Here is a 22,133-nt window from a genome sequence, read left to right on the forward strand (position 1 = left end):
ATCGACATCGGTCTTGACCTATTTCATTGCTGGCGCCCTCGTGGGGAGATTGGCAGCTTCTGTGTCGCTTCTCACTTGCCGTAACCCTCCATCTCCATCATGTATCGACAAACAAGAGCGACGGGATATGCGTTTGACCATCCCCAACATGATCACGATCATGCGCTTCGTGCTGGTGCCGGCCGTGGTGCTGGCGATGCTGCAGGAACGCTGGGACTGGGCCTTTGCCGGCTTCCTCATTGCCGGCATTTCCGACGGGGTCGACGGCTTCATCGCCCGCCATTTCAATCAGTTTTCCAGGCTCGGCGCCTATCTCGATCCGATGGCCGACAAGCTGCTGCTGGTCTCGGTTTTCGTGGTCCTGGGCTTCAGCGGCGAACTGCCGCTGTGGCTGGTCGTTACCATGGTGTCGCGCGATGCGCTGATCGTCTGCGCCGTGCTTTTATCCACCGTCATGGCGCATCCGGTCGAGATGAAGCCGCTCCTGGTGTCGAAGGCCAACACCGCGATCCAGATCGTGCTGGCGGCGGTGGTGCTGGGCGAACTCGCCTTCGACATCCGTCTCGATCCGCTGAGGCCGGCCCTGATATTGCTGTCCGGGGTCTTGACCGTGGCTTCGGCCGCGGCCTATCTCGTGGCTTGGCTGAGGCATATGAGCGGCTATGGCGAAGGCTCCACACCCGGCACCTGAACACGGGGCACCTGACCACCGGGCACCTGACGAACGGTCCATCGACGCCGAGGCCGAAGCTGCGGCAGCGGAGGCTGCGGCATCGGCGTCGTTTCGCCGGCAGATCCGCTTCTGGCTGGTCAGCGCCATCATCCTCGCCGTCTTCCTCTATGTCTTCAGCGGCATCCTTCTGCCGTTCGTCGCCGGCATGGTGCTCGCCTATTTCCTCGATCCTGTGGCCGACCGGCTGGAGCGGCTCGGCCTCTCCAGGCTGATGGCGACGGTGGTCATCCTCATCGCCTTCATCGTCGTCCTGGTGCTGGCCGTCGTTATCCTGGTTCCGGTGCTCGCCTCGCAGATGGCTGATTTCGCCAGCAAGCTGCCGGACTATCTGACCCGGCTGCAGGGCCTGATCACCAGCTTCGACCCGAAATGGCTGGAAGAAAAATTCGGCGTCGACGCCAACGGCCTGCGCGAAGGCCTGAACTCGCTGCTGACCTCCGGCTTCGGCCTCCTGACCACCGTCTTCACCTCGATCTGGAGCTCCGGCGTGGCGCTGGTCTCGGTCGTCAGCCTGTTCGTGGTAACGCCGGTCGTCGCCTTCTACATGCTGCTCGACTGGGACCGCATGGTGGCAATCGTCGACAGCTGGGTGCCGCGCGATTACGTCAAGACCGTCAGGACGATCGCCAGGGACATCAACACCGCGACGGCCGGCTTCGTGCGCGGCCAGGGCACGCTGTGCCTGGTGCTCGGCGCCATGTATGCCACCGGCCTGACACTGACGGGCCTAAATTTCGGCATCCTCATCGGTCTGTTCGCCGGGCTGATCTCCTTCATCCCCTATGTCGGCTCGCTGACCGGCCTGGTGCTGGCCGTCGGCGTCGCCTTCGTCCAGTTCTGGCCAGACTGGACCATGGTCGCAGCGGTAGCCGGTGTGTTCTTCGTCGGCCAGTTCATCGAGGGTAACATCCTGCAGCCCAGGCTGGTCGGCAAAAGCGTTGGCCTGCATCCGGTATGGCTGATGTTTGCGCTGTTTGCCTTCGGCGCGCTGTTCGGCTTCGTCGGCCTGCTGATCGCCGTACCGGCTTCCGCCGCCGTTGCCGTTCTGGTGCGTTTCGCCATCGCGCGCTACCTCGAATCGCCGCTCTACAAGGGCCATTCGGACGAGCCGGTGCCGCCGCTGCAGGTGCGCCGCCGCGGGGGCGCGCGCGGTTGAGCCAGATGCCGGACAAGATCGATCCGCCGCGTCAATTGCCGCTCGATCTAGGCCACGGCACCGGCTATTCGCGCGACGAGCTCGTCGTCTCCAGCACCAACAGCCAGGCGGCGGCGCTTGTCGACCGCTGGCCGGACTGGCCGTCGCCGGTCGTTGTGCTGGCCGGGCCGGCCGGCTCGGGGAAAACCCATCTGGCCTCGATTTGGCGGACCCGCGCCGACGCCATGAAAGTGGCGGCCGGCCGCATCGGCGACTGCATCGAAAACCTCGGCCCGCATCCGGCCCTGATCGACGATATCGATGCCGAACCGATCGATGAGCACGGCCTCTTCCACCTGATCAACGCGGTGCGCGGCGCCGGCTCGAGCTTGCTGTTGACGGCGCGGCGCTTCCCGTCCGCCTGGGGCGTCAGGCTGCCCGACCTGGTGTCGCGGCTCAAGGCGGCGGCGACCGTCGAGATCCACGAACCCGACGATCTTCTGCTGGCCGGCGTCATCACAAAGCTGTTCGCCGACCGCCAGGTCGAGGTCGAGCCGCATGTCGTGCAATATCTGGTGCGCCGCATCGAGCGCTCGCTGGCCACGGCCATGCGCGTGGTCGAACGGCTCGACCGCACCGCGCTCGAGCGCAAGACGCCGATCACCCGCGCCCTGGCAGCCGAGACGGTCAGCGCCATGGACGAAGGGCAGGGCGAGTTCGAGATTTGACGATTCCAGTTCCGCCATTGTCCCATTTCGGGAACAAAAGCTGGCATCTGTCTTGCAGCAAAGAGCTTGCCGGCTAATCCCGGTCCTGATTGCGTATCAAATCAGGTAGTAGGCTCGCCGGGAGATGGGGCGGTTGGGGTTCTCTTCCCGGCGAGCTTGCCTTTGGCAGCGTCGATCGATAGCGGCATTGCGCGGCGGCCAGGCCTCAGCTTTCGTCTCCCCCAAGCGCCGCTCGTTCCACGCCAAAGCGCCGGCGATAGTCGCCGGGCACCAGGCCGGTTATCCTGGCGAATACCTTGCGGAAGGAGCCGGGATCGTCATAGCCGACCTCCCAGGCGATCTGGTCGATCGCTCGCATCGTGGTTTCCAGCATCTCGCGCGCCTTGCCGACCCGCAGGTGCTGACAATATTCGGTCGGCTTGAGGCCAGTGGCGCTGCGGAAGCGCCGCAGAAAAGTCCGCTCCTCCAGCCCGGCATGCTCTGCCATGGCGCCGAGCGTCACGTCGCGCGCGCCGTTCGCCTGCAGCCAATGCTGCACGTTGAGGATCGCTCCGTCGCCGTGGGTCAGCCGCGGCGCAAACGGACTGTAAAAACGTTGCTCGCGGCCCGGCGGGTCGACCAGCATGAAACGCGCCGTGTCCATCATGACGGCTGACCCGAGCACCCTGTCCACCAGCTTCAGGCCGAGATCGGTCCAGGCCATGTAGCCGCCGGCGGTGATGATATCGCCATCATCGATAACCAGCCTGTCGGCGTCGAGCAAGATGTCTGGAAAGCGTAGCGCCAGCGCCTCGCGATAGGCCCAGTGCGTCGTCGCCGCACGGCCGGACAACAGGCCAGTCTCGGCAAGCACGAAGGCGCCGGCACAGACCGAACCGAGCGTCGCGCCTGCCGTGTGGCGATCCCTGAGCCAGCCGGCATAGGGCGCGGCTGCTTCCCGAGCGATCGGATCTCCCAAGGTCGGCGGGAGGATAACCATGGCTGGTTCATTGTCGGCGCCGGGGTCGCTGTCGAAGGTGCGGACTACGGTGTGGCCCGCGTCCTCCAATTGCCAATGACTGACGCGAAGCCTCGCCGCCCCGGGCGACCGCTCGACAGCCAGCCGGTTTGCCAGCATGAAAAGGTCGGTCAGGCCGAGCACGGCCGCTTCCTGCACGCCGGGATACAAGACAAGGCCGATTTCGATCAGATCACGCGCAGCCGTCATTTGTCAGTTTTGCCACGTTGAATGTCCGTTTTGCCAATGCTCACCCTGGCCACACTGTTATAATTTGTCCAGCTGAAGGGGCTAAAAGCTTCCCTGTTACCCCCGACTTTTCCATCAAGGAGTAGGACGATGAGCACATTCACCACCCATGACGGCACCGAGATTTTCTACAAGGATTGGGGCAAGGGCCAGCCGATCGTGTTCCATCACGGCTGGCCGCTGAGCTCAGACGACTGGGACAACCAGATGCTGTTCTTCCTCGAAAAGGGCTACCGCGTCATCGCACATGACCGCCGCGGCCACGGCCGCTCGTCGCAGACCGCGACTGGCAATGAGATGGACACCTACGCCGCCGACGTTGCGGCGCTGGCGGCGCATCTCGATCTCAGGGATGCGATCCACATCGGCCATTCGACCGGTGGCGGCGAGGTGGCCCGTTACGTCGCGCTTTATGGCGGTGGCGGCCGCGTTGCCAAGGCGGTGCTGATCGGCGCCGTGCCGCCGATCATGGTCAAGACCGACAGCAATCCGGGTGGCCTGCCGATCGAGGTCTTCGACGGCTTTCGCGCCGCTTTGGTCGCGAACCGCGCCCAGTTCTACAGGGATGTGCCGGCCGGCCCGTTCTATGGCTTCAACCGCGAGGGCGCCAAGGTCTCGCCAGGGGCTATCGACAATTGGTGGCGCCAGGGCATGATGGGCGGCGCCAAGGCTCATTACGACTGCATCGAGGCCTTTTCCGAGACCGACTTCACCGACGATCTCAAGAAGATTGACGTGCCCGTCCTGATCATGCACGGGGACGACGACCAGATCGTGCCGATCGCCGATTCCGCGCTGCTTGCGGCCAAGCTGGTGAAGCACGGCACGCTCAAGGTCTACAAGGGCCTGCCGCACGGCATGTGCACCACGCATCCGGAGATCATCAATCCGGATCTGCTGGCCTTCGTCCAAAGCTGACGGCTGGATATCGGACGGGCAGCGCTGGCTCCGCTCAGTCCGTCCGTTGCCTGAGCGTGATACGACGACGGGTCACGCTCGAGCGTGGCCCGCTTGCGCTGCCGACGAGATTCGCTTGATGAATGGTCGGAGTGGAGAGATTCGAACTCCCGACCCTCTGGTCCCAAACCAGATGCGCTACCAGGCTGCGCTACACTCCGAACGGTCTGTTGCCTAGTGATTTCAGCCTGCCAAAGCAAGCGTAAAAAGCCATCGGCCTTGCTGCAGGCGGCATTGCGCAGTAATGACGGGCTAGTGCATGGCCAGAGAACAGTAATGTGGTCTCGGGGTCGTGTGCTTGCAACCAGCAATGAGGTGGTCATGTCAGCCCGCATTTTCAGCCCAGCCAAAACCGCGATGCAGTCCGGCAAGGCCAAAACCGGCTATTGGGTGCTGGAATTCGATCCGGAGCAGCGCAAGAAGATCGATCCGCTGATGGGCTACACCACGTCCGGCGACATGCGAAGCCAGATCAGGCTGACCTTCGACACAAGAGAAGACGCGGTCGCCTATGCCGAGAAGGAAGGGCTGGCTTTCCGCGTCGAGGAGCCGAAGGAAATCAAGCGCCGCCAGATTTCCTATGCGGAGAATTTCCGCTATGACCGCAGGACGCCCTGGACGCATTGATCCCATACCGGCCCTCCCGGCACAATTCGCCGGTCATGCGGCCGGCCAGCGGTCCCGTAGCTCAGCTGGATAGAGCACCGGCCTTCTAAGCCGATGGTCACAGGTTCGAATCCTGTCGGGATCGCCAATATTTTCAAGGTCTATTCCGGACAGGTTCACTCGCCAGTCGCGAACAGGATTTCCGAAACATGACAGCGATGGGCGCGGCGGCACTGCTGATCCTTGTCCTGACCTATGCCGGCGTCGCAATCGGCAGGATACCCGGGCTGCGCCTCGACCGGGCAGGCATCGCGCTGCTCGGCGGTGCGGCGATGATCGCCATCGGCGCGCTCACCATGGAAGACGCCTACCGCGCCATCAGCTTCGACACCATCACGCTTCTGCTCGGCATGATGATCGTCGTGGCGCATCTGAAAGTGTCGGGCGCCTTTCGCGCGCTCGGTGGGTTCGCCATCGAGCACGCCCATGCGCCATTCATGCTGCTGGTGATGGTGACGCTGTTGACCGGCGTCCTCTCGGCGTTCCTGGTCAACGACGCCATCTGCCTGGTCATGGCGCCGATCGTCGTCCATGTCACCCGCGTCATCAACCGCAATCCGGTTCCCTATTTGATCGCCACCGCCACGGCGTCCAATTGCGGCAGCGTCGCCACCATCACCGGCAATCCGCAGAACATGGTCATCGGCGCGCTGTCGGGGATTTCCTACCCGGCCTTCTCGGCGGCGCTGGCGCCGGTCGCGGCGTTCGGCCTCGTCGCCGTCATCGTCATCATCCGCATCGTCTACCGCGCCGAATTTTCGCGCAAAGCCGAGCTCAGCCCCGAAGTCTATCGCGGCCGCATGTTGCCGGGGCAGGTGGTGAAGGCGGTGGTCGTCTGTGTCGGTTTGGCGATCGCCTTCTTCGCCGGTGTTCCAGTCGCCAAGGCAGCGCTGATCAGCGGCGCCATTCTTCTTTTGACCCGCGCCATCAAACCTGAGCGCATCTATCGCGAGATCGATGGGCCGCTGCTGTTCATGTTCGCCGGGCTGTTCATCGTCGTCGCCGGGGCGGAGAAGACGCTGCTGACGCCCGACATCGTCGCCTCGGCAAAGGACCTCGGGCTGAATGACGTCTGGCGGCTGTCCGGCTTCACCGCGGTGCTGTCCAACATCATGAGCAATGTCCCGGCCGTGCTGGCGCTGAAGCCGTTCGTGCCCGGACTGGAAAACCCCGAGCGGGCCTGGCTAGTCGTCGCCATGAGCTCGACGCTGGCCGGCAATTTCACGCTGCTCGGCTCGGTCGCCAATCTGATCGTTGCCGAGCACGCGCGGGTCTCCGGCAAACCGCTGGGCTTCATCGCCTTCTTCAAGGTCGGCCTGCCGTTGACGCTGGTCACGCTTCTTGTAGGGACGGCATGGCTGGCGGCCTAAAAGCGCGCCGGGACGCGCATTGGGCTCTTGTTTTATGCATGTCGTTATCGCAAAACCGCTGCACACCTTTGCGCGGCATGCATCAGCCAGTCAGCGCGACGTCACCGTCAGATGGCCTTTCATGTTGGGATGGAAGCGGCAGAAATAATCGACCGATTCCGCCTTCTTCACCGTCAGGCTCGCTGCCTTCTTCGGCGGGATCATCACTTCCCAGGCGCCGTTGACGGTTGCCGTGTGGGCGAACACGTCCTTGTTCACCCACTTGATCGTGTCGCCGACCTTCGCCTCGATCCTTGCCGGCGAAAACACAAGCTTCTCGATCGTCACCTCGATGGTGTCGGCCTTGGCCGGCGCGGCACCCATGGCCAGTGCCAGCACAACCCACAGATGCCGCCTCGACACCATTGGCCCAATCCTCACTTCAGCATGCCGGCGACGTGTTCGGCGTGCTGTTCGTGGCCCTGGAATATTTTCAGGCCGGTTTCCAGCAGGCTTTTCAGCTCGGCATTGCTGGCCGACGGAATCAGCAGTGTTTCGAGCGCGCCATCGACCTGCTTGTGGTAGACCACTTCGCTGGCGACATAGGCCTTGTCGAACGCCGCGCCCTTGAGCTTGGCAAGCTTGGCACGTTCCTCGGCCGCCGCCTTGGTCAGCGCCTTGCTGGTCGGATTGTCCTCAGGCGTGACCTTGAGCTTCTTGACCAGGTCGAGAGCCTGTTTGTTGACCGCCTCGTGATCTCGCACCATGTCCTTGGCGAAATCCACGACCTCCTTGTTCTTCGATTTCTTCAGCGCCTGCTTGGCCGCCTCGACGTCAAGCACGCCCGCTGTGTAGGCGATATGTGCAATCTGCGGATCGGTCGGTTTGTCGGCAGCTTGCGACAAGGGCGCTGCGCTAAGCAGGAAAACTGCGGCCAGCGCCGTGGTCGATCGAATAAACATGATGCTCTCCTTCGCCCCGACGCGGAACTGCATCGGGCTTCGTTTTCAGTGATGCTCATTGGATGCAGGTCGCTGCCAAACGTTCCCGCGAAAATCGGCGCGGCCTATCCGGAAAGACCAAGCCGCTGCATCACGGCATTGGTCAGCCGTTCGCAGCGCCGGCCCGCGAAGGGAAAGGCGTCGAGCAGCACCGGGCCGATCTGGTCGTCCAGCGCCTTGCGCACCAGCGCGCGGGCGCGGTGCAGCCGGGTCTTGATGGTTTCTGGTCGCACGCCAAGCAGTTCGGCGGTTTCCTCGATGCTCAATCCCTCGATGAGGCGCGCCACGAACACCATCCGGTAGACATCGGGAAGACTGTCGGTTGCCCGTTCGACAAGCTCAAGGATCTGCCGTTGCGCCATCGTCCGCTCCGGATCGTCGCTCGGGTTGAGGGGAAACCGGATGATTTCGGCTTGCGGGTTTTCAGGCATCGCTACCATTCGCCGCCTTTTGCGCAAGCGGCCGAGCGCTTCGTTGATGACTATACGCGACAGCCACGTCGCGAGCGAGGCATCGCCGCGAAACGCCTCGAGATGGGCAAAGGCCCTGACATAGGCCTCCTGGACGATGTCCTCGGCCTCGCTGTCGTTACGCACGACGCCGCGGGCGATGCGGTAGAGCCTTTGGTTGTGCGTCTTGATGATGGTGCGGAATGCATCGCCATCACGTGCCAGCGCGCGGCCGACAAGCTGCATGTCGCCGGAAGCGGCGGGCGTTGCCGTCAACGCAGCAGGCATGGCCGATCTCCTGATAGGCTTCTCATCGCGACATTGGATGCATCGGCCGACAAAAGGTTCCCGACCAATCCGCCGGCCAGCCTCGATCCGCATCAAGCGCCGGCAGCGGCTATTCTATCGCTTCCGCCACGCCGCCGTCTCTATTTTGTAGACCGTTTCATCGGCTGGTCGGTCGCCCCGACATCGCTCCGGATCGCAATTTTCCAGCCGTTAGGCCGATTTCCTGACTCAGTCTGGAAAGGTGCTGGCTCAGGCCTTTGCGGCCGCCGCCAGCCCCCGCGCCAGGTCGGCCTTCAAATCCTCGATATCCTCGAGCCCGATCTGCAGGCGCACCAGCGGCCCGTCATACGGGCCCTTGGCGATGGTGCGGTCGCCCAGCAATACCGGCACGGCAAGGCTCTCATAGCCGCCCCAGGAATAGCCGAGGCCGAAAAACCTCAACGCGTCGAGGAAGGCGTGCTGCTGCTTTTGTCCACCGCCCGCAAGAACGATCGAGAAGATGCCGCTCGATCCGCAAAAGTCGCGCTTCCAAAGATCATGGTCGGGATGGCTGGGCAGCCCCGGATGCAGCACCTGCGCCACGCCCGGCTGACCCTCCAGCCAGCCGGCGAGGGCAAGCGCGCTCTTTTGATGATGCTCCAGCCGCACGCCCATCGTGCGCAGGCCGCGCAGCACCTGGTAGACGTCGTCAGGCCCGGCGCAGCAGCCCATCGTGTTGAACGTCTCGCAAAGCTGCTTCCAGCAGTCCGCATTGGCCGACACGGTGCCGAGCAGCACGTCGGAATGGCCGGCCGGGTATTTCGTCGCCGCGTGGATCGAGATGTCGACGCCATGGTCGAGGGGGCGAAAGTAGAGCGGCGTCGCCCAGGTGTTGTCCATCATGACGATGGCGCCGGCGGCATGCGCTGCCTTGGCGATGGCCGGTATGTCCTGCACCTCGAAAGTGTTGGAGGCCGGCGATTCGGTGAACACCACCTTGGTGTTGGGCTTGATCAGCGCCGCGATGCCGGCGCCGATGCGCGGTTCGTAATACTCGACCTCGATGCCCAGCCGCTTCAGCATCGTGTCGGCGAAGTTGCGGGTCGGATGATAAACGGAATCGACGATCAGCAGATGATCGCCGGCCGACAGGAAGGCGAGCAGCGGCAGCGTCACCGCCGCCAGGCCGGACGGTACCGCGACCGTGCCTGCCGAACCTTCCAGCGCATCGATCGCGCTGTTCAGCGCATCGGTGGTCGGCGTGCCGCGCGTGCCGTAGGTGTATCTCTGGCTGCGTGAAGCCATCGCCGCCGCATTGGGATAGAGCACGGTCGAGGCATGCACCACCGGCGGATTGACGAAGCCGAAATAGTCATGCGGGTTGTTGCCGGAATGGGCGAGCCGCGTGTTGACGCCCATCTCGCTGTCGTCTTTTGCCATTGCTTTTCGTCCCATGGGTTGGTCGTTAGCCATAGTGCGGCGGCATTGGCCGCGCAACCGCACCGCACTCGCCAGGCCAAGGTCTTGAATATGCCAATTCAGCAGTGCGCCGAACATCCTCTGGGCGGCTGCCAGGTGCGCTTGGCAAGTCACGGGCGGACTTTGCCGGCTTTATTGGCGCGCTGACCAATTTCCGAGCGCGTTTATCTGCAATTTCAGGCATTTCGGGCGGTTCGTTTTCAAAGTCTTTCGGATTTGGTCATTTCCCTTGACCTCACAGGAATAATCGCCTTCGATGTTGTTCGTGAATGGGAGGCAGCGCGTCGGTTACGATGCGGGATTCCGGTAACGGGCCGGGATACATAGCTGCGTTCACACGGGAAAAAGTCAGGTTCGCCTGAAAAAAACAGAAAAGGGTCAGTGGGTCATGAAACACATTGCAATCGGCGTTTTGGGCGCCGCCGCGTTTGGGTTCGCGGCTTCGGCGGCTTCGGCGGCCACGCTTGACGATGTCAAGGCGAAGGGCTTCATCCAATGCGGCGTCTCGACCGGTCTGGCCGGCTTCTCGGCGCCGGACGACAAGGGTGAGTGGCAAGGCATCGACGCGGACTTCTGTCGCGCGGTGGCGGCCGCCGTGTTCGGCGATGGCACCAAGGTGAAGTTTACGCCGCTCAGCGCCAAGGAGCGGTTTACCGCTCTGCAGTCGGGCGAGATCGACATCCTGTCGCGCAACACCACCTGGACCATCAATCGCGACACCGCACTCGGCCTGAACTTCATCGGCACGACTTATTATGACGGCCAGGGCTTCATGATCAACGCCAAGAAGCTTCCAGGCGTGAACTCGGCGCTGCAGCTTTCGGGCGCGGCGGTCTGCGTGCAGAGCGGCACCACGACCGAGCTCAACCTTGCCGACTATTTCAAGTCGAACAAGATGGAGTACAACCCGGTCGTCTTCGAAAAGCTGGAAGAGGTCAACGCCGCCTATGACGCCGGCCGCTGCGACGTCTACACGACCGACCAGTCGGGCCTCTATGGCATCCGCCTGACGCTGGGCGCGCCGGCCGACCATGTCGTGTTGCCCGAGATCATCTCCAAGGAACCGCTTGGGCCGGCCGTACGCCAAGGCGACGACCAATGGTACCACATCGTCAAGTGGACCTATTTCGCGTTGCTCGACGCCGAGGAGCTCGGCATCACCAAGGCCAATGTCGACGAGATGAAGAACTCGGATAGTCCCGAGATCAAGCGCGTGCTCGGCCAGGAAGCCGACACCAAGATCGGCACCGATCTCGGCGTCTCCAACGACTGGGTCGTCAACATCGTCAAGGCCGTCGGCAATTACGGCGAGATGTTCGAGCGCAATGTCGGCTCGGGCAGTCCGCTGAAGATCGCGCGCGGCATCAACGCGCTGTGGACCAAGGGTGGTCTGCAATACGCTCCGCCGATCCGCTGATCGAAAATGGATCCGGAAGGCAGATCGTCTGCCTTCCGGTCTCTCTTTCCAGGGGACTGTCGAATGGCATCGCAGGAAGTTCTTCGCGAGGAGCCAAGCCGCGGTTCCTTCATCAATGATCCTCGCGTCCGCGGCATATTCTTTCAAGCACTGGTCCTCGTCCTGCTGGTGGCGGGGGTCTGGTGGGTTACCCACAACGTCATCGTCAATCTGACGCGGCTGCACATCGCCTCCGGCTTCGGCTTCCTCAAGGGCCGCGCCGGTTTCGACATCAGCGAAAGCGCCATCGCTTATTCGTCGGATTCGACTTATTTCCGAGCCATCCTGGTCGGCTTCATCAACACCGTGATTGTGGCCGTCGTCGGCATCATCACCGCCACCATTATCGGTTTCATCGTCGGCATCGGCCGACTGTCGCGCAACTGGCTGATCAGGAAGATCTGCACGGTCTATGTCGAGGTCTTCCGCAACATCCCGCCGCTGCTGGTCATCTTCTTCTGGTATTCCGGCGTACTCGCCGTGCTGCCGCCGCCGCGCGAGAGCATCAATTTGCCGTTCGGCTCCTTTCTCAACCAGCGCGGCTTTTATTTTCCGCGCGCTGTCTGGGGCGAGGGCTCCTGGCTGATCCTGGTCGCTCTGCTCCTCGGCATCGCTATGGCCTGGTTCGTTGCCCGCAAGGCGCGACAGCGGCAGATGGCGACGGGTCAGCCATTCCCGGTGCTCTGGACATCCATAGCCTTGATCGTCGGCCTGCCGCTGCTGGCCTACGCGCTGAGCGGCTTTCCGCTGAGCTTCGAATTTCCAAAGCAGTCGACCTTCAACCTGGTCGGTGGCTTTCAGGTCAGGCCGGAGTTCCTGTCACTCTATCTGGCGTTGTCCTGTTATACCGCCGCCTTCATCGCCGAGATCGTGCGCGCCGGCATCAGGGGCGTCAGTACGGGCCAGACCGAGGCGGCCGCGGCACTCGGGCTGCGCTCGGGATCGATCCTCAGGCTTGTCGTCGTGCCGCAGGCGATGCGCATCGTTATTCCGCCGCTGACCAGCCAGTATCTGAACCTGACCAAGAACTCTTCGCTCGCCATCGCCATCGGCTATCCGGACCTGACGGCGACTGCCGGCACTGTCTTGAACCAGACCGGGCAGGCGGTCGAAGGCGTGGTGATCATGATGGCTGTCTATCTCGCGCTCAGCCTGATCACGTCGGCGATCATGAACGTCGTCAATGCCAGGATGGCGCTGGTGGAGAGGTAGGGCCATGCAGGAACACGACATGTCCTGGGTGCGGACGGAGATGACGCTGGCGCAGCCGGCGCCGTCGAGCGAGCGTGGCCTCACCGCCTGGATCCGCAAGAACCTGATTGCCACCACGGGCGACACCATCTTGACCATCGTCGGCATCGCGCTGGTTGCCATGATCCTGCCGCAGATCGTCAATTGGGCTTTCATCAACGCCCAGTGGACGGGACCGGACCGCACGGTCTGCGCCACCGTGGCGCAGGGCGGCATCCAGTCGGACGGCTGGACCGGCGCCTGCTGGGCTTTCGTCAACGCCAAGTTCGGCCAGTTCATGTTCGGCACCTATCCTGTCGAGGAGCGTTGGCGGCCGATCGTGGTGGCCATCCTGTTCGTGGCACTGCTGGTGCCTTTGCTCATACCGCGCGTACCGCGCAAAGGGCTGAACGCCATTCTTCTCTTCCTGGCGCTGCCGGTCGTCGCCTTCGTTCTGCTGGTCGGCGGCATGTTCGGCCTGCCGCATGTCGAGACGTCGCGTTGGGGTGGGCTGCTGGTGACGCTCAGCCTGTCCTTCGTCGGCATTGCCGTGTCGCTGCCGATCGGCATCGTGCTGGCGCTCGGCCGGCGCTCGAACATGCCGATCGTCAAGCTGCTGTGCGTGGTCTTCATCGAGACGGTACGCGGCATCCCGCTGATTACGGTGCTGTTCTTTGCCAGCGTGATGCTGCCGCTGTTTCTGCCGGCCGGCGTCAGCTTCGACAAGTTCCTGCGCGCGCTGATCGGCGTGTCGCTGTTTGCCGCCGCCTACATGGCCGAAGTGGTGCGCGGCGGCCTGCAGGCGATCCCCAAAGGCCAGTATGAGGGCGCCGACTCGCTCGGCCTCAGCTATTGGCAGAAGATGGGTCTGGTCGTCATGCCGCAGGCGCTGAAGCTGGTCATTCCCGGCATCGTCAACACCTTCATCGGCATGTTCAAGGACACCAGCCTGGTCATCGTCATCTCGATGTTCGACCTCCTCGGCATCGTCAAGCAGAACTTCTCCGACGCCAATTGGGCGACGCCGCAGACGGCCAGATCCGGCCTGGTGTTCGCGGCCTTCATCTTCTGGCTGTTCTGCTTCGGCATGTCGCGCTATTCAATGTACACGGAACGCCGTCTCGACACCGGCCACAAACGCTAAAAAAGGGGACCTTGTCATGGCCATAGAAAACGCCGTCAGCGCGGAAGAGATCAAGGTCAATGCCGCTAAGATGCACATTTCCACCACCGATGTCGCCATCGACATCATTGCCATGCACAAATGGTACGGCGAATTCCATGTGCTGAAGGACATCAATCTGAAGGTGATGCGCGGCGAGCGCATCGTCATCTGCGGCCCGTCTGGCTCCGGCAAATCGACGATGATCCGCTGCATCAACCGGCTGGAGGAACACCAGAAGGGCAAGATCATAGTCGACGGCAAGGAACTGACCAACGATCTGAAGAAGATCGACGAGGTGCGCCGCGAGGTCGGCATGGTGTTCCAGCACTTCAACCTGTTCCCGCATCTGACCATTCTGGAAAATTGCACGCTGGCGCCGATCTGGGTGCGCAAGATGCCGCGGAAACAGGCCGAGGAAATCGCCATGCATTTCCTCAAGCGCGTCAAGATCCCGGAACAGGCCAACAAATATCCCGGCCAGCTTTCCGGCGGCCAGCAACAGCGGGTGGCGATCGCCCGCTCGCTGTGCATGAACCCGCGCATCATGCTGTTCGATGAGCCGACCTCGGCTCTCGATCCGGAAATGATCAAGGAAGTGCTGGAGACGATGGTCGGGCTGGCCGAGGAAGGCATGACCATGCTCTGCGTCACCCACGAAATGGGCTTTGCGCGCAAAGTCGCCAACCGGGTGATCTTCATGGACCAGGGCCAGATCGTCGAGCAGAACACGCCGGCCGAGTTCTTCGACAACCCGCGCCATGAGCGCACGAAGCTGTTCCTGTCGCAGATCCTGCACTGATCCTGTACGCCGGTTCGGACAAGAGCGGCGGACCGGGCTCTCTGTCTTGCCGGCTTCGCGCGCATTCGACGAGCAGTGATGCTCGGGAGGATCTGCCCTTTGGTCGATGGCGAGCATCGGGAACTATCTTAGCACCCACAATCCTCCTGCGACGATCACCGCATATCGTGCAGCCTTGCCCAATGCGACAAGCATCACGAATATGCCGAGATGCATGCGGGCCGCGCCTGCCGCGACAGTGAAGGCATCCCCGACGACCGGCAGCCAGGCGAATAGGAGCAGCCACGCGCCAAAGCGGCGAAAGCTCCGGCTGGCCCGCTGGTATCGTTCACGGGTGATGGGAAACCATCGTCTAGATTGCAGCGTATCGATGCCACGCCCCAGCGTCCAGTTCACCACCGAGCCGAGCGTGTTGCCGGTTGTGGCGACCGCAAGCAGTAGCACCGGATCGCCACGGCCGCCGGCGATCAAGCCGGCGAGCACAACTTCCGATGAGACCGGCAAGATGGTTGCGGCTAGGAATGCGCTGGTGAACAGGGCGCCATAGATTGCCAGTGCAGCCACGTCGAGCAACCGGCTAGGCCTGCACGTCGACGACGCCCATCATGCCGAGCTGCTCGTGCTCCAGGATGTGGCAATGATACATCCTCCGCCCGGGGCGATCCTGGCGCAGCAAAAGCCGCATCGTTTCGCCGCGCGCCACGTTGACCGTGTCCTTCCAGGCGAGATAAGCCGGTTTCGAGACCTGCCCACCACGTTCGTGCTCGACCACTTGGAACTGCGTCCCGTGAACATGGAACGGATGGTCCATGTCGGCCTTGTTGACGATTTCCCAGAGCTCGACCTGTCCTGTTTTCGACACCACGTCGATGCGGCCCATGTCGAACGCCGCGCCGTTGATCAGGAAGCCCATCTGCATATCCGTCGCGCTCATCGTCGTCGTTTCGGTGAACACGAAACGCCGGCTGACGGCAGGGGTGCCAAGTTGCGCAATTGGTCGAAGCTTTTCCGGCAGCGGAGGAAACGTCTCTGCAGGCGTGTCCAAAACATTGACGGTAAGCAATGTCAGGCCTGCATCGGCGGGGCGGCCCGCGCCCATCCAGCCGCGATCGTAGTCGAGCGTGTTCAGGGTGACCGGGCCGCGCTTCTCAAACGAGACGATCAGTTCAAGGCGTTCCGCCGGGCTGAGCAGGACATCCTTGGCTGCCACCGGCGTCTCCAGCAGACCGCCATCGGTGCCGATGATCGTCATGGGTGCGCCGTCGAAGGAGAGCCGCAAAAAGCGCGCGTTAGTCGCGTTGTAGAACCGAAATCGCCGCTTTGTTCCAAACGGGACGGATAGCGCGGGATTTTTCTGTCCATTGACCAGCACGTGATCGCCGACGCGCCCGTTCATCAAATCGACCATGGTGTTGTCCGGCATGGTGCCCTCGGCGGCAAGGCGAAGGTCTGTGAACACCAGCACAGTGTCGCCATACTCGGCCGGGATCGGGTCCGCCTTCGGCTTGACCACGAACGCGCCGGCAAGTCCGCGATAGACCTGCTCGGCCGTCTTGCCGTGCGGATGCGGATGATACCAGTACGACCCCGCGCTTCCTTCGGGCAGTTCGAAGCTGTAGGTGCGCTCCGTGCCCGTCGCAACGGGGTCCATAGGATTGCCATCCTGGTCAGCTGGAACCGGCATGCCATGCCAATGGATGGTGCTCGTCTCTTCAGGAATTCGGTTCGTGAATGCAATCTCGACACGGTCGCCTTCAGTCACCTCGATCAATGGCCCCGGGCTCATACCATTGTATGCAAGGATTGGCGTGTCGAGCCCTTCTGCAAAGCGAACCATGGCGGGTTCAGCCGTGAGGTTTGCTCTGAACAGGCGGGGCGCATTGGCTTCATTGGCTAGCAGCGGCAACTCGCGCAACGCCTGGCCCTTAGGCAGCATGGTCGCGCTTTTTGGTGCCGCGCCCATGTCGTGGCCCGCGTGCCCCATATCCATGCCGGGCATCTCGTCCATCTTCATCTGGGCGATGGCGCGCGGGCTGGCGAGAACCGTGGCAACGCCTGCCGCCAGAAAACAGCGTCGATCCATGTGTTGTCTCCGAGATTAAGGTCACGCGCGTCGGCACGCGGTGTAACTCACGTGGCACGCTCCGTAGCCAGGTTGACACTAGCCTCGGTCACGTCATGCCGCCGTCCCCAGCGCCTTTCAAGCGGGCGACACAGGAGGCGGAGGTCATGCCCTCGATCCCAATCTGAATCGCGGGAGCGGAAACAGGCTCGGCTGGGTTATGAGCGACAGCGTTCATGGGTTTGCAGCTCCAACTGGGTAGCTGCGACACGATAAAGGTTCCCATCACGGGAAGGTCAAGGGGCAAATTTCGAGCGCTGCTTCGGCACGACAGCGATGATTTGAGCTGGCTCAAAAGCCCTTGACCTTCCTGTGATGGGAAGCCCCATAACAACCTCACTAGAGGAGAGCCGCAATGATAAGACTGACAGTTCCGGAAATGAGCTGCGGGCAGGCGTCATCAGATCAGTCGGTTACAACGAAAATTGGCCTGCCTGAACAGCGTACGGTCGGTGCGGATCATAAGCGCGCCTTCCGCGTTCATTTCCATTGGGAGTTGTATAACAAGCCGCGTGGGCGCGTGCGGCGGCAGGTCAAGGTTTCATCCTGATGCTCATCCAACCGATCGATTATTTTCTTGTCGTTTGGTTCGCGCTGGCGCTGGCTTCGACGCTTTATGTCGGCTTCGACCAATATCGCATCAATCCCGAGCCGGTGGTGATGAAATGGGGCTTCATCCTGGTCACCCTCTATATGGGTCCGCTCGGCTTGCTGCTTTACGTGCTCGCGGACAAGGAGCCACGGCCGGGCGAGCATGAGGTGTTCACCCGGCCGCTCTGGAAGCAGGGCGTCGGCTCCACCATCCACTGCGTCGCCGGCGATGCGACCGGCATCATTCTTGCCGCCGCCGTCACGGCGGCGCTCGGCCTGCCGATGTGGATCGACCTGATCGTCGAATATCTCGCCGGCTTTGCCTTCGGCCTGTTCATCTTCCAGTCGCTGTTCATGAAATCGATGATGGGCGGCACCTATTGGGAAAACGTACGCAAGAGCTTCCTGCCCGAGTTCATCTCCATGAACTTCATGATGGCCGGCATGGCACCGGTCATGAGCTTCCTGATGATGGGCCGCGACATGCGCGCGATGGAACCGACGGAGCTGCTGTTCTGGGGCGTGATGTCGATCGGCGTCATCGCCGGTTTTGCGCTTGCCTATCCGGCCAATGTCTGGCTGGTCGCCCGGGGGCTGAAACATGGGTTGATGACACAGCGCGCGCAGGCAGCCGGCATCGATGGTCGAGAGCAGCCTGCAACGAGGCAACATGTTCAGATGCAAATGCAGCAGGCCGACGCCAGTGGCCATCGCGGACAGCGCCACGATATGGCTTCCCACAAAGGCAAAGGCGGCGGCCATCACATGGAGACGGATGCCACGACGCCGCAGGTCGCTGCCCTGGGTGCCGTCTCCCTGCTGGCGCTCGCCATCGGCATGGTCGCGCCGGCAAACTGGCTGAACCTGACGCTGTCGGCACGCGACGTCGGCGGGGTGATCATGCCGCAAGGCATGATCATGGATCGCGACACGCCGGCCGATACAATGCGTGACATGGCCGCTACCGATCCACGCCTCGTGGCCGCCTCTTATGGCCTGACGGCAAGGGGCGACCAGGAACTGCCGTTTCGGATGGAGAACGGCATCAAGGTGTTCGAGCTCAGGCCTTCAGTGGTCCGCTGGCAGATCCTGCCGGACGTCGCGGTCGACGCCTATGCCTATAACGGCCAGATTCCCGGTCCGCGAATTCACATTCGCCAAGGCGATCGGGTCAGGATCAACGTCACCAACGGCCTGCCTGAGGAAACGACGGTGCATTGGCATGGCTTGATCCTGCCTAACCAGATGGATGGGCCGGCCGAGATCACCCAGGCGCCGATCGAGCCCGGGCAATCCTATTCATACGAATTCACCGCAACCCAGCACGGAACCTATTTCTATCATCCCCATGCCAAGCCGGACCGGACCCAGGCGCTCGGCCTCTACGGTGCGCTGATCATCGATCCCGCCAATCCTGCCGACGAGGTCGCGGCCGACCATGATTACGTCATCCAGCTTCAGGAATGGCTGGTGCGGGAAGGGCTGACCTACCCGTCGATGCCGATGGACGGCGGCATGCCGAATTTCTTCACCATCAACGGCAAGGCCTATCCCTCGACCGAGACGATCCCGATGAAGGTCGGCGAGACGCTCAAGGTGCGGTTCATCGGCACCAACAACGGCTTCATCCATCCGATGCATATCCATGGCGGACCGTTCGAGGTCGTTGCCCGCGACGGCGAGACGGTCCCCGCTTCGGGTCGTTTCCTTGCCGATACGATCAACGTCGGGCCGGGTCAGCGCTACGACGTGATCTGGAAGGCGCAGCGTCCGGGCAAATGGCTGATCCATTGCCACATCCCGCATCACACCACGAACAACAATGTCGAGGAGAAGGGCGGCGGCGGGCTGATGGTCGTGATCGATGTGACATGACTGGCGTCGCCTTGGCGCGTTCCATCCGCTGCACCGGACCGGACACCATGCAGTGGCTGAAACCATATTTTCTCTTAAGCTGATGTGATCTGCCAGACAGCGACGCCGGCAAGCGCGAGACCGGCGGCGCCCTCGATGGCCCGGGAGATGTTTTCGAACAGCCGTGGCTGGCGCGCGAAAAACTGTACAAGCCGTTCCCGAAACACGATCGACAACACGGCGACGCAGGACAGCGTCAGCGCCACGCCGACCATCATGGTGATGGCAAACAGGACGCCCGCTGCCGGAACACCCCTGGACATCGCGAAAGTCATCGCGAAAAGCGTAAGCGGACATGGGATCAGGCCTGCCATGACGCCGACAGCCTCGCCCTCGTGCCTGTGATGATGGCTGTGGCTCAAAGCGCGCCAGAGCATCCAGACGCCAATGAGGCCGAGCAGCCCGCGACTGATGTGCTCCAGAAGCGGAGCGCGGCCGACGCTGCCCAATGCTATTGAGACCAGCGGCAGCGAGAGAGCCGCAATCAGAACGGCAATCGTCACATGCGTGAACGATAGCGTGATAGATACGAGCAGACCACGCGATACCTTCGCATCCGAACCGGCAAGATAAGTCGCCAGGACGGCCTTGCTGTGCCCGGGCGTCAGCGCATGGGCAGCCCCGAACACGACGCCCATCGGCAGGAAAGCCATGAACGCCAGCCAATTGCCTCCGGCCGCAAGCAGCTTGATCTGTTCGCCGAGCGTCAGATAGATCGTGCGCTGAAATTCGACGAGCGTCTGGAACATCGGACGAGACTAGCAGAAAATCAGCGAGCGTAAGTGCATGTGGCCGTGGTCATGCGTGTGCTCGTGAGAATGGTCGTTCTCTCCACGTACCGTTGAAAACCGCACATTCGCCTCAGCCAGGGCCGGCATATGCTGGGATAGTTCGTCCTTCAGCGCTGCGGCGATCTTGTTCGCCGCCGACAGCGGCAGGGTTTCGTCCGCGGCAATTGCGATGTCGGCGTGCAATCTATGACCGATCCAGCGCGCCTTGGCATCGACAATGCGTGCGCCCGGAACGTGCTCGGCGGCATGTCGGATTTCGTCCATCACACCGGGTTCGATTCCATCCAGCATGCGGGTCAGCACCGAGCGGGCCGATTGCCAGACGATACCGAAGATCGCAATCGTGATCAGCAGGCCGACGATCGGATCGGCCAAGGAAAAGCCGAGCCAGACGGCGATGGCTCCGATGATCACGGCAAGGCTGGTAAGTCCATCTGTGCGGGCGTGGTAGCCGTCGGCAATCAGTGCCGCGCTGTTGATTTCGCGACCGACGCGGATACGGAACACGGCAACCGCCTCGTTGCCGAGGAAGCCGACAATGCCCGCCGCAGTCAGCCAGCCCAGGTGTGTCACCACTTGTGGATTGATCAGCCTGTCGATGGCTTGGTAGGCAGCGACTACAGCGCTGAACAGGATGATGAGCACGATGATGATGCCGGCCAGATCCTCGACCCGGCCCAAGCCATAGGTGAAGATCCGCGACGGCTTGCGCCGCGCCAGCACGAACGCAATCCATAGCGGGATCGCCGTGGTCGCATCGCCGATGTTATGGATCGTGTCGGCCAGCAATGCCACGCTCCCCGACAACGCAACCACGACCATCTGCAATGCCGCGGTGATGGCCAGGATCACGAACGACCATTTGATTGCCCAGATGCCCCGGTCGGTGGTGGCAATTGTCGCGTCGATGACCCCATGGCTGTGACCGTGCGGACCGTGACCGCCGTGATGATGTGCGGCGTGCGAGCCGAACCCGAGCCAGTCCAGAATGCGGGCTACGATGGCATTCATAGATACTTCGCCAGCTGCTTGAGTTCCGCCAGCGAGTTGCCGCCGGTTTCGACGCTGTCCGTCAGGCAATGCTCGATGTGATCGTTGATCAGCTCGCGCTTGGCGCTGCTGATGGCCCTTTCGACGGCATGAAGCTGCTGCGCCAGATCAACGCAAGGGCGATGCGCCTCGATCATCGCCAGCACCGCCGCAAGGTGGCCTTGCGCGCGCTTCAGGCGCTTTATGATGGAAGGATGCGAGGCGTGGAGGTGATCTGACATGCCTCAGCATATCCTCCCGGGGAGGATACGCGTCAAGCGCTTTGTCAGTGGCACAACTCCGGAGGGGCTTCACCTTGAGCATTGCTTGTTCTATGCCTTTCCCATGAAGAAGCTTGCCCGTTTTCTTGGCCTGCGGGTCGTTGCAGCAGTCCTTGCGGTGGCATTGGGCACACTGCTGCCGCGCCCGCTCTGGCCGGCGGCAGTTGCCGATCCGATCGGCTCAAGCCACCGCATCCTGGTGCTGAAAAATCCGATCCACACCGACATCGCCATCCCGGTCGACGACGATGTGCGCCGGCGCTTCCATTTCCTGGTCGATGCCGGCATTCCAGCAGACATGGCGGAGGTCCGCTACATCGTCTTCGGCTGGGGCGGCCGCGCCTTCTATCTGGAGACGCCGACCTGGTCGGAGCTGAAGGCGGTGCCGGTGATGAAGGCGCTGACGGTCGACGCCTCGGCAATGCATGTCGACATTTCAGGCGAAATCGCCGAGCCGCATCCCGACGTCGCCGGCTTCGACATCGGCGAGGAGCGGTTTACGGCGCTGCTCGATTACATTGCGGCAAGCTTCCGGCAGGGACCGAACGGGGCCATGCCGATCGAGAATGCGGCGTATTCCCGTTTCGATCGGTTCTTCGAAGCCAATGGCCATTTCAACGCGCTGGTCGGCTGCAACACCTGGGCGGCGGCAGCACTGCGCACCGCCGGCCTGCGCACCGGCTGGTGGAACCCGCTGCCGGCCTCGCTCGGCCTGTCGATGCGGCTTTACAATTGACAAGGCGAC

Annotated in this window: 23 protein-coding genes and 2 tRNA genes; 14 read left to right on the top strand and 11 right to left on the bottom strand. The window is 62.4% G+C overall.

The window, feature by feature from the left end; all coding sequences use genetic code 11:
• The first annotated feature begins 133 nt into the window (after positions 1 to 133).
• From NKI59_RS26405 to hdaA, 3 genes are read left to right on the top strand one after another with little or no spacing between them, the layout of a single operon-like run.
• Positions 134 to 691 (top strand): CDP-alcohol phosphatidyltransferase family protein, encoded by a 558-nt coding sequence (locus NKI59_RS26405; protein ID WP_023677645.1) that lies wholly within the window; start codon positions 134 to 136, stop codon positions 689 to 691.
• Positions 663 to 1,889, top strand: a complete 1,227-nt coding sequence (locus NKI59_RS26410) for an AI-2E family transporter (RefSeq protein ID WP_352707806.1) — start codon at positions 663 to 665, stop codon at positions 1,887 to 1,889. Before NKI59_RS26405 ends, NKI59_RS26410 begins: the two co-directional genes overlap by 29 nt.
• Before the next feature lie 5 nt (positions 1,890 to 1,894).
• Positions 1,895 to 2,596 carry a DnaA regulatory inactivator HdaA gene (gene hdaA, locus NKI59_RS26415; RefSeq protein WP_352707807.1) on the top strand — a complete coding sequence of 234 codons (702 nt, stop codon included), beginning with the start codon at positions 1,895 to 1,897 and terminating at the stop codon, positions 2,594 to 2,596.
• Between the two features lie 205 nt (positions 2,597 to 2,801).
• Here hdaA and NKI59_RS26420 read toward each other — a convergent pair whose 3' ends face one another.
• Entirely contained in the window at positions 2,802 to 3,803 is a 1,002-nt protein-coding gene (locus NKI59_RS26420) for a GlxA family transcriptional regulator (RefSeq protein WP_352707808.1), read from the bottom strand.
• A 129-nt stretch (positions 3,804 to 3,932) separates the two neighbouring features.
• Between NKI59_RS26420 and NKI59_RS26425 the strand changes: the two genes are divergently transcribed.
• Positions 3,933 to 4,760, top strand: a complete 828-nt coding sequence (locus tag NKI59_RS26425; protein WP_352707809.1) for an alpha/beta fold hydrolase — start codon at positions 3,933 to 3,935, stop codon at positions 4,758 to 4,760.
• A 123-nt stretch (positions 4,761 to 4,883) separates the two neighbouring features.
• Here the strand turns inward: NKI59_RS26425 and NKI59_RS26430 are convergent.
• Positions 4,884 to 4,960, bottom strand: a tRNA-Pro gene (locus tag NKI59_RS26430).
• A gap of 160 nt (positions 4,961 to 5,120) precedes the next feature.
• Here NKI59_RS26430 and NKI59_RS26435 point away from each other — a divergent pair.
• From NKI59_RS26435 to NKI59_RS26445, 3 genes are all read left to right on the top strand, one after another.
• On the top strand, positions 5,121 to 5,426 hold the full coding sequence (locus tag NKI59_RS26435; protein WP_352472630.1) for an ETC complex I subunit: 306 nt from the start codon (positions 5,121 to 5,123) through the stop codon (positions 5,424 to 5,426).
• 50 nt (positions 5,427 to 5,476) lie between these two features.
• Positions 5,477 to 5,553, top strand: a tRNA-Arg gene (locus NKI59_RS26440).
• A gap of 61 nt (positions 5,554 to 5,614) precedes the next feature.
• The gene (locus NKI59_RS26445) at positions 5,615 to 6,835 is read left to right on the top strand and encodes an anion transporter (RefSeq protein ID WP_352707810.1); all 1,221 of its coding nucleotides are present in this window, start codon (positions 5,615 to 5,617) and stop codon (positions 6,833 to 6,835) included.
• Positions 6,836 to 6,925: 90 nt separating this feature from the next.
• On the opposite strand, the gene NKI59_RS26450 is transcribed toward NKI59_RS26445, so the two are convergent.
• The 4 genes from NKI59_RS26450 to NKI59_RS26465 form a co-directional block, all read right to left on the bottom strand.
• On the bottom strand, positions 6,926 to 7,240 hold the full coding sequence (locus NKI59_RS26450) for a cupredoxin domain-containing protein (RefSeq protein ID WP_352707811.1): 315 nt from the start codon (positions 7,238 to 7,240) through the stop codon (positions 6,926 to 6,928).
• Positions 7,241 to 7,251: 11 nt separating this feature from the next.
• The gene (locus tag NKI59_RS26455) at positions 7,252 to 7,776 is read right to left on the bottom strand and encodes a DUF4142 domain-containing protein (RefSeq protein ID WP_352707812.1); all 525 of its coding nucleotides are present in this window, start codon (positions 7,774 to 7,776) and stop codon (positions 7,252 to 7,254) included.
• Between the two features lie 104 nt (positions 7,777 to 7,880).
• Positions 7,881 to 8,552: an RNA polymerase sigma factor gene (locus tag NKI59_RS26460; RefSeq protein ID WP_352707813.1), complete on the bottom strand. Its 672-nt coding sequence runs from the start codon at positions 8,550 to 8,552 to the stop codon at positions 7,881 to 7,883.
• Between the two features lie 249 nt (positions 8,553 to 8,801).
• Positions 8,802 to 9,971: a cystathionine beta-lyase gene (locus tag NKI59_RS26465; RefSeq protein ID WP_352707814.1), complete on the bottom strand. Its 1,170-nt coding sequence runs from the start codon at positions 9,969 to 9,971 to the stop codon at positions 8,802 to 8,804.
• Positions 9,972 to 10,398: 427 nt separating this feature from the next.
• Here NKI59_RS26465 and NKI59_RS26470 point away from each other — a divergent pair, with 427 nt between their 5' ends.
• The 4 genes from NKI59_RS26470 to NKI59_RS26485 all read left to right on the top strand — a co-directional run bounded on the left by NKI59_RS26470 (position 10,399) and on the right by NKI59_RS26485 (position 14,660).
• Positions 10,399 to 11,427, top strand: coding sequence for an amino acid ABC transporter substrate-binding protein (locus NKI59_RS26470; protein ID WP_254820740.1), 1,029 nt, complete (start codon positions 10,399 to 10,401; stop codon positions 11,425 to 11,427).
• A 63-nt stretch (positions 11,428 to 11,490) separates the two neighbouring features.
• On the top strand, positions 11,491 to 12,678 hold the full coding sequence (locus NKI59_RS26475; protein WP_352452783.1) for an amino acid ABC transporter permease: 1,188 nt from the start codon (positions 11,491 to 11,493) through the stop codon (positions 12,676 to 12,678).
• 4 nt (positions 12,679 to 12,682) lie between these two features.
• Positions 12,683 to 13,840, top strand: coding sequence for an amino acid ABC transporter permease (locus NKI59_RS26480; protein ID WP_352707815.1), 1,158 nt, complete (start codon positions 12,683 to 12,685; stop codon positions 13,838 to 13,840).
• 70 nt (positions 13,841 to 13,910) lie between these two features.
• Positions 13,911 to 14,660: an amino acid ABC transporter ATP-binding protein gene (locus tag NKI59_RS26485; protein WP_502896914.1), complete on the top strand. Its 750-nt coding sequence runs from the start codon at positions 13,911 to 13,913 to the stop codon at positions 14,658 to 14,660.
• A 123-nt stretch (positions 14,661 to 14,783) separates the two neighbouring features.
• On the opposite strand, the gene NKI59_RS26490 is transcribed toward NKI59_RS26485, so the two are convergent.
• Both NKI59_RS26490 and NKI59_RS26495 read right to left on the bottom strand, forming a co-directional pair.
• On the bottom strand, positions 14,784 to 15,224 hold the full coding sequence (locus NKI59_RS26490; protein ID WP_352707817.1) for a YqaA family protein: 441 nt from the start codon (positions 15,222 to 15,224) through the stop codon (positions 14,784 to 14,786).
• Between the two features lie 13 nt (positions 15,225 to 15,237).
• Positions 15,238 to 16,674 carry a multicopper oxidase family protein gene (locus NKI59_RS26495; protein WP_352707818.1) on the bottom strand — a complete coding sequence of 479 codons (1,437 nt, stop codon included), beginning with the start codon at positions 16,672 to 16,674 and terminating at the stop codon, positions 15,238 to 15,240.
• Positions 16,675 to 17,137: 463 nt separating this feature from the next.
• Here NKI59_RS26495 and NKI59_RS26500 point away from each other — a divergent pair, with 463 nt between their 5' ends.
• Both NKI59_RS26500 and NKI59_RS26505 read left to right on the top strand, forming a co-directional pair.
• The gene (locus tag NKI59_RS26500) at positions 17,138 to 17,332 is read left to right on the top strand and encodes a hypothetical protein (RefSeq protein ID WP_352707819.1); all 195 of its coding nucleotides are present in this window, start codon (positions 17,138 to 17,140) and stop codon (positions 17,330 to 17,332) included.
• Positions 17,332 to 19,248: a multicopper oxidase domain-containing protein gene (locus NKI59_RS26505; protein ID WP_352707820.1), complete on the top strand. Its 1,917-nt coding sequence runs from the start codon at positions 17,332 to 17,334 to the stop codon at positions 19,246 to 19,248. Before NKI59_RS26500 ends, NKI59_RS26505 begins: the two co-directional genes overlap by 1 nt.
• A 74-nt stretch (positions 19,249 to 19,322) precedes the next feature.
• Here the strand turns inward: NKI59_RS26505 and NKI59_RS26510 are convergent, their stop codons facing one another.
• The 3 genes from NKI59_RS26510 to NKI59_RS26520 are packed head-to-tail and all read right to left on the bottom strand — an operon-like array spanning position 19,323 to position 21,349.
• Positions 19,323 to 20,036 (bottom strand): HoxN/HupN/NixA family nickel/cobalt transporter, encoded by a 714-nt coding sequence (locus NKI59_RS26510; RefSeq protein ID WP_352707821.1) that lies wholly within the window; start codon positions 20,034 to 20,036, stop codon positions 19,323 to 19,325.
• A 9-nt stretch (positions 20,037 to 20,045) separates the two neighbouring features.
• Entirely contained in the window at positions 20,046 to 21,089 is a 1,044-nt protein-coding gene (locus tag NKI59_RS26515) for a cation diffusion facilitator family transporter (RefSeq protein WP_502901105.1), read from the bottom strand.
• Entirely contained in the window at positions 21,086 to 21,349 is a 264-nt protein-coding gene (locus NKI59_RS26520) for a metal-sensing transcriptional repressor (RefSeq protein ID WP_023719742.1), read from the bottom strand. Before NKI59_RS26520 ends, NKI59_RS26515 begins: the two co-directional genes overlap by 4 nt.
• A gap of 103 nt (positions 21,350 to 21,452) precedes the next feature.
• Between NKI59_RS26520 and NKI59_RS26525 the strand changes: the two genes are divergently transcribed.
• Complete coding sequence (locus NKI59_RS26525) at positions 21,453 to 22,124, top strand: TIGR02117 family protein (RefSeq protein ID WP_352707844.1); 672 nt, start codon at positions 21,453 to 21,455, stop codon at positions 22,122 to 22,124.
• Positions 22,125 to 22,133: the final 9 nt, after the last annotated feature.

Origin of the sequence: Mesorhizobium sp. M0598, from assembly GCF_040320865.1 — a bacterium.
Classification (GTDB): domain Bacteria; phylum Pseudomonadota; class Alphaproteobacteria; order Rhizobiales; family Rhizobiaceae; genus Mesorhizobium.

What these genes read in the sequence shown, in the direction of transcription:
- NKI59_RS26450 (WP_352707811.1), bottom strand. Translation starts at nt 7,240, where the DNA reads ATGGTGTCGAGGCGGCATCTGTGGGTTGTGCTGGCACTGGCCATGGGT.
- NKI59_RS26510 (WP_352707821.1), bottom strand. Translation starts at nt 20,036, where the DNA reads ATGTTCCAGACGCTCGTCGAATTTCAGCGCACGATCTATCTGACGCTC.
- NKI59_RS26500 (WP_352707819.1), top strand. Translation starts at nt 17,138, where the DNA reads ATGATAAGACTGACAGTTCCGGAAATGAGCTGCGGGCAGGCGTCATCA.
- NKI59_RS26425 (WP_352707809.1), top strand. Translation starts at nt 3,933, where the DNA reads ATGAGCACATTCACCACCCATGACGGCACCGAGATTTTCTACAAGGAT.
- NKI59_RS26525 (WP_352707844.1), top strand. Translation starts at nt 21,453, where the DNA reads ATGAAGAAGCTTGCCCGTTTTCTTGGCCTGCGGGTCGTTGCAGCAGTC.
- NKI59_RS26445 (WP_352707810.1), top strand. Translation starts at nt 5,615, where the DNA reads ATGACAGCGATGGGCGCGGCGGCACTGCTGATCCTTGTCCTGACCTAT.
- NKI59_RS26420 (WP_352707808.1), bottom strand. Translation starts at nt 3,803, where the DNA reads ATGACGGCTGCGCGTGATCTGATCGAAATCGGCCTTGTCTTGTATCCC.
- NKI59_RS26410 (WP_352707806.1), top strand. Translation starts at nt 663, where the DNA reads ATGGCGAAGGCTCCACACCCGGCACCTGAACACGGGGCACCTGACCAC.
- NKI59_RS26515 (WP_502901105.1), bottom strand. Translation starts at nt 21,089, where the DNA reads ATGAATGCCATCGTAGCCCGCATTCTGGACTGGCTCGGGTTCGGCTCG.
- NKI59_RS26470 (WP_254820740.1), top strand. Translation starts at nt 10,399, where the DNA reads ATGAAACACATTGCAATCGGCGTTTTGGGCGCCGCCGCGTTTGGGTTC.
- NKI59_RS26435 (WP_352472630.1), top strand. Translation starts at nt 5,121, where the DNA reads ATGTCAGCCCGCATTTTCAGCCCAGCCAAAACCGCGATGCAGTCCGGC.
- NKI59_RS26495 (WP_352707818.1), bottom strand. Translation starts at nt 16,674, where the DNA reads ATGAAGATGGACGAGATGCCCGGCATGGATATGGGGCACGCGGGCCAC.
- NKI59_RS26480 (WP_352707815.1), top strand. Translation starts at nt 12,683, where the DNA reads ATGCAGGAACACGACATGTCCTGGGTGCGGACGGAGATGACGCTGGCG.
- hdaA (WP_352707807.1), top strand. Translation starts at nt 1,895, where the DNA reads ATGCCGGACAAGATCGATCCGCCGCGTCAATTGCCGCTCGATCTAGGC.
- NKI59_RS26505 (WP_352707820.1), top strand. Translation starts at nt 17,332, where the DNA reads ATGCTCATCCAACCGATCGATTATTTTCTTGTCGTTTGGTTCGCGCTG.
- NKI59_RS26485 (WP_502896914.1), top strand. Translation starts at nt 13,911, where the DNA reads ATGCACATTTCCACCACCGATGTCGCCATCGACATCATTGCCATGCAC.
- NKI59_RS26475 (WP_352452783.1), top strand. Translation starts at nt 11,491, where the DNA reads ATGGCATCGCAGGAAGTTCTTCGCGAGGAGCCAAGCCGCGGTTCCTTC.
- NKI59_RS26460 (WP_352707813.1), bottom strand. Translation starts at nt 8,552, where the DNA reads ATGCCTGCTGCGTTGACGGCAACGCCCGCCGCTTCCGGCGACATGCAG.
- NKI59_RS26455 (WP_352707812.1), bottom strand. Translation starts at nt 7,776, where the DNA reads ATGTTTATTCGATCGACCACGGCGCTGGCCGCAGTTTTCCTGCTTAGC.
- NKI59_RS26520 (WP_023719742.1), bottom strand. Translation starts at nt 21,349, where the DNA reads ATGTCAGATCACCTCCACGCCTCGCATCCTTCCATCATAAAGCGCCTG.
- NKI59_RS26465 (WP_352707814.1), bottom strand. Translation starts at nt 9,971, where the DNA reads ATGGCAAAAGACGACAGCGAGATGGGCGTCAACACGCGGCTCGCCCAT.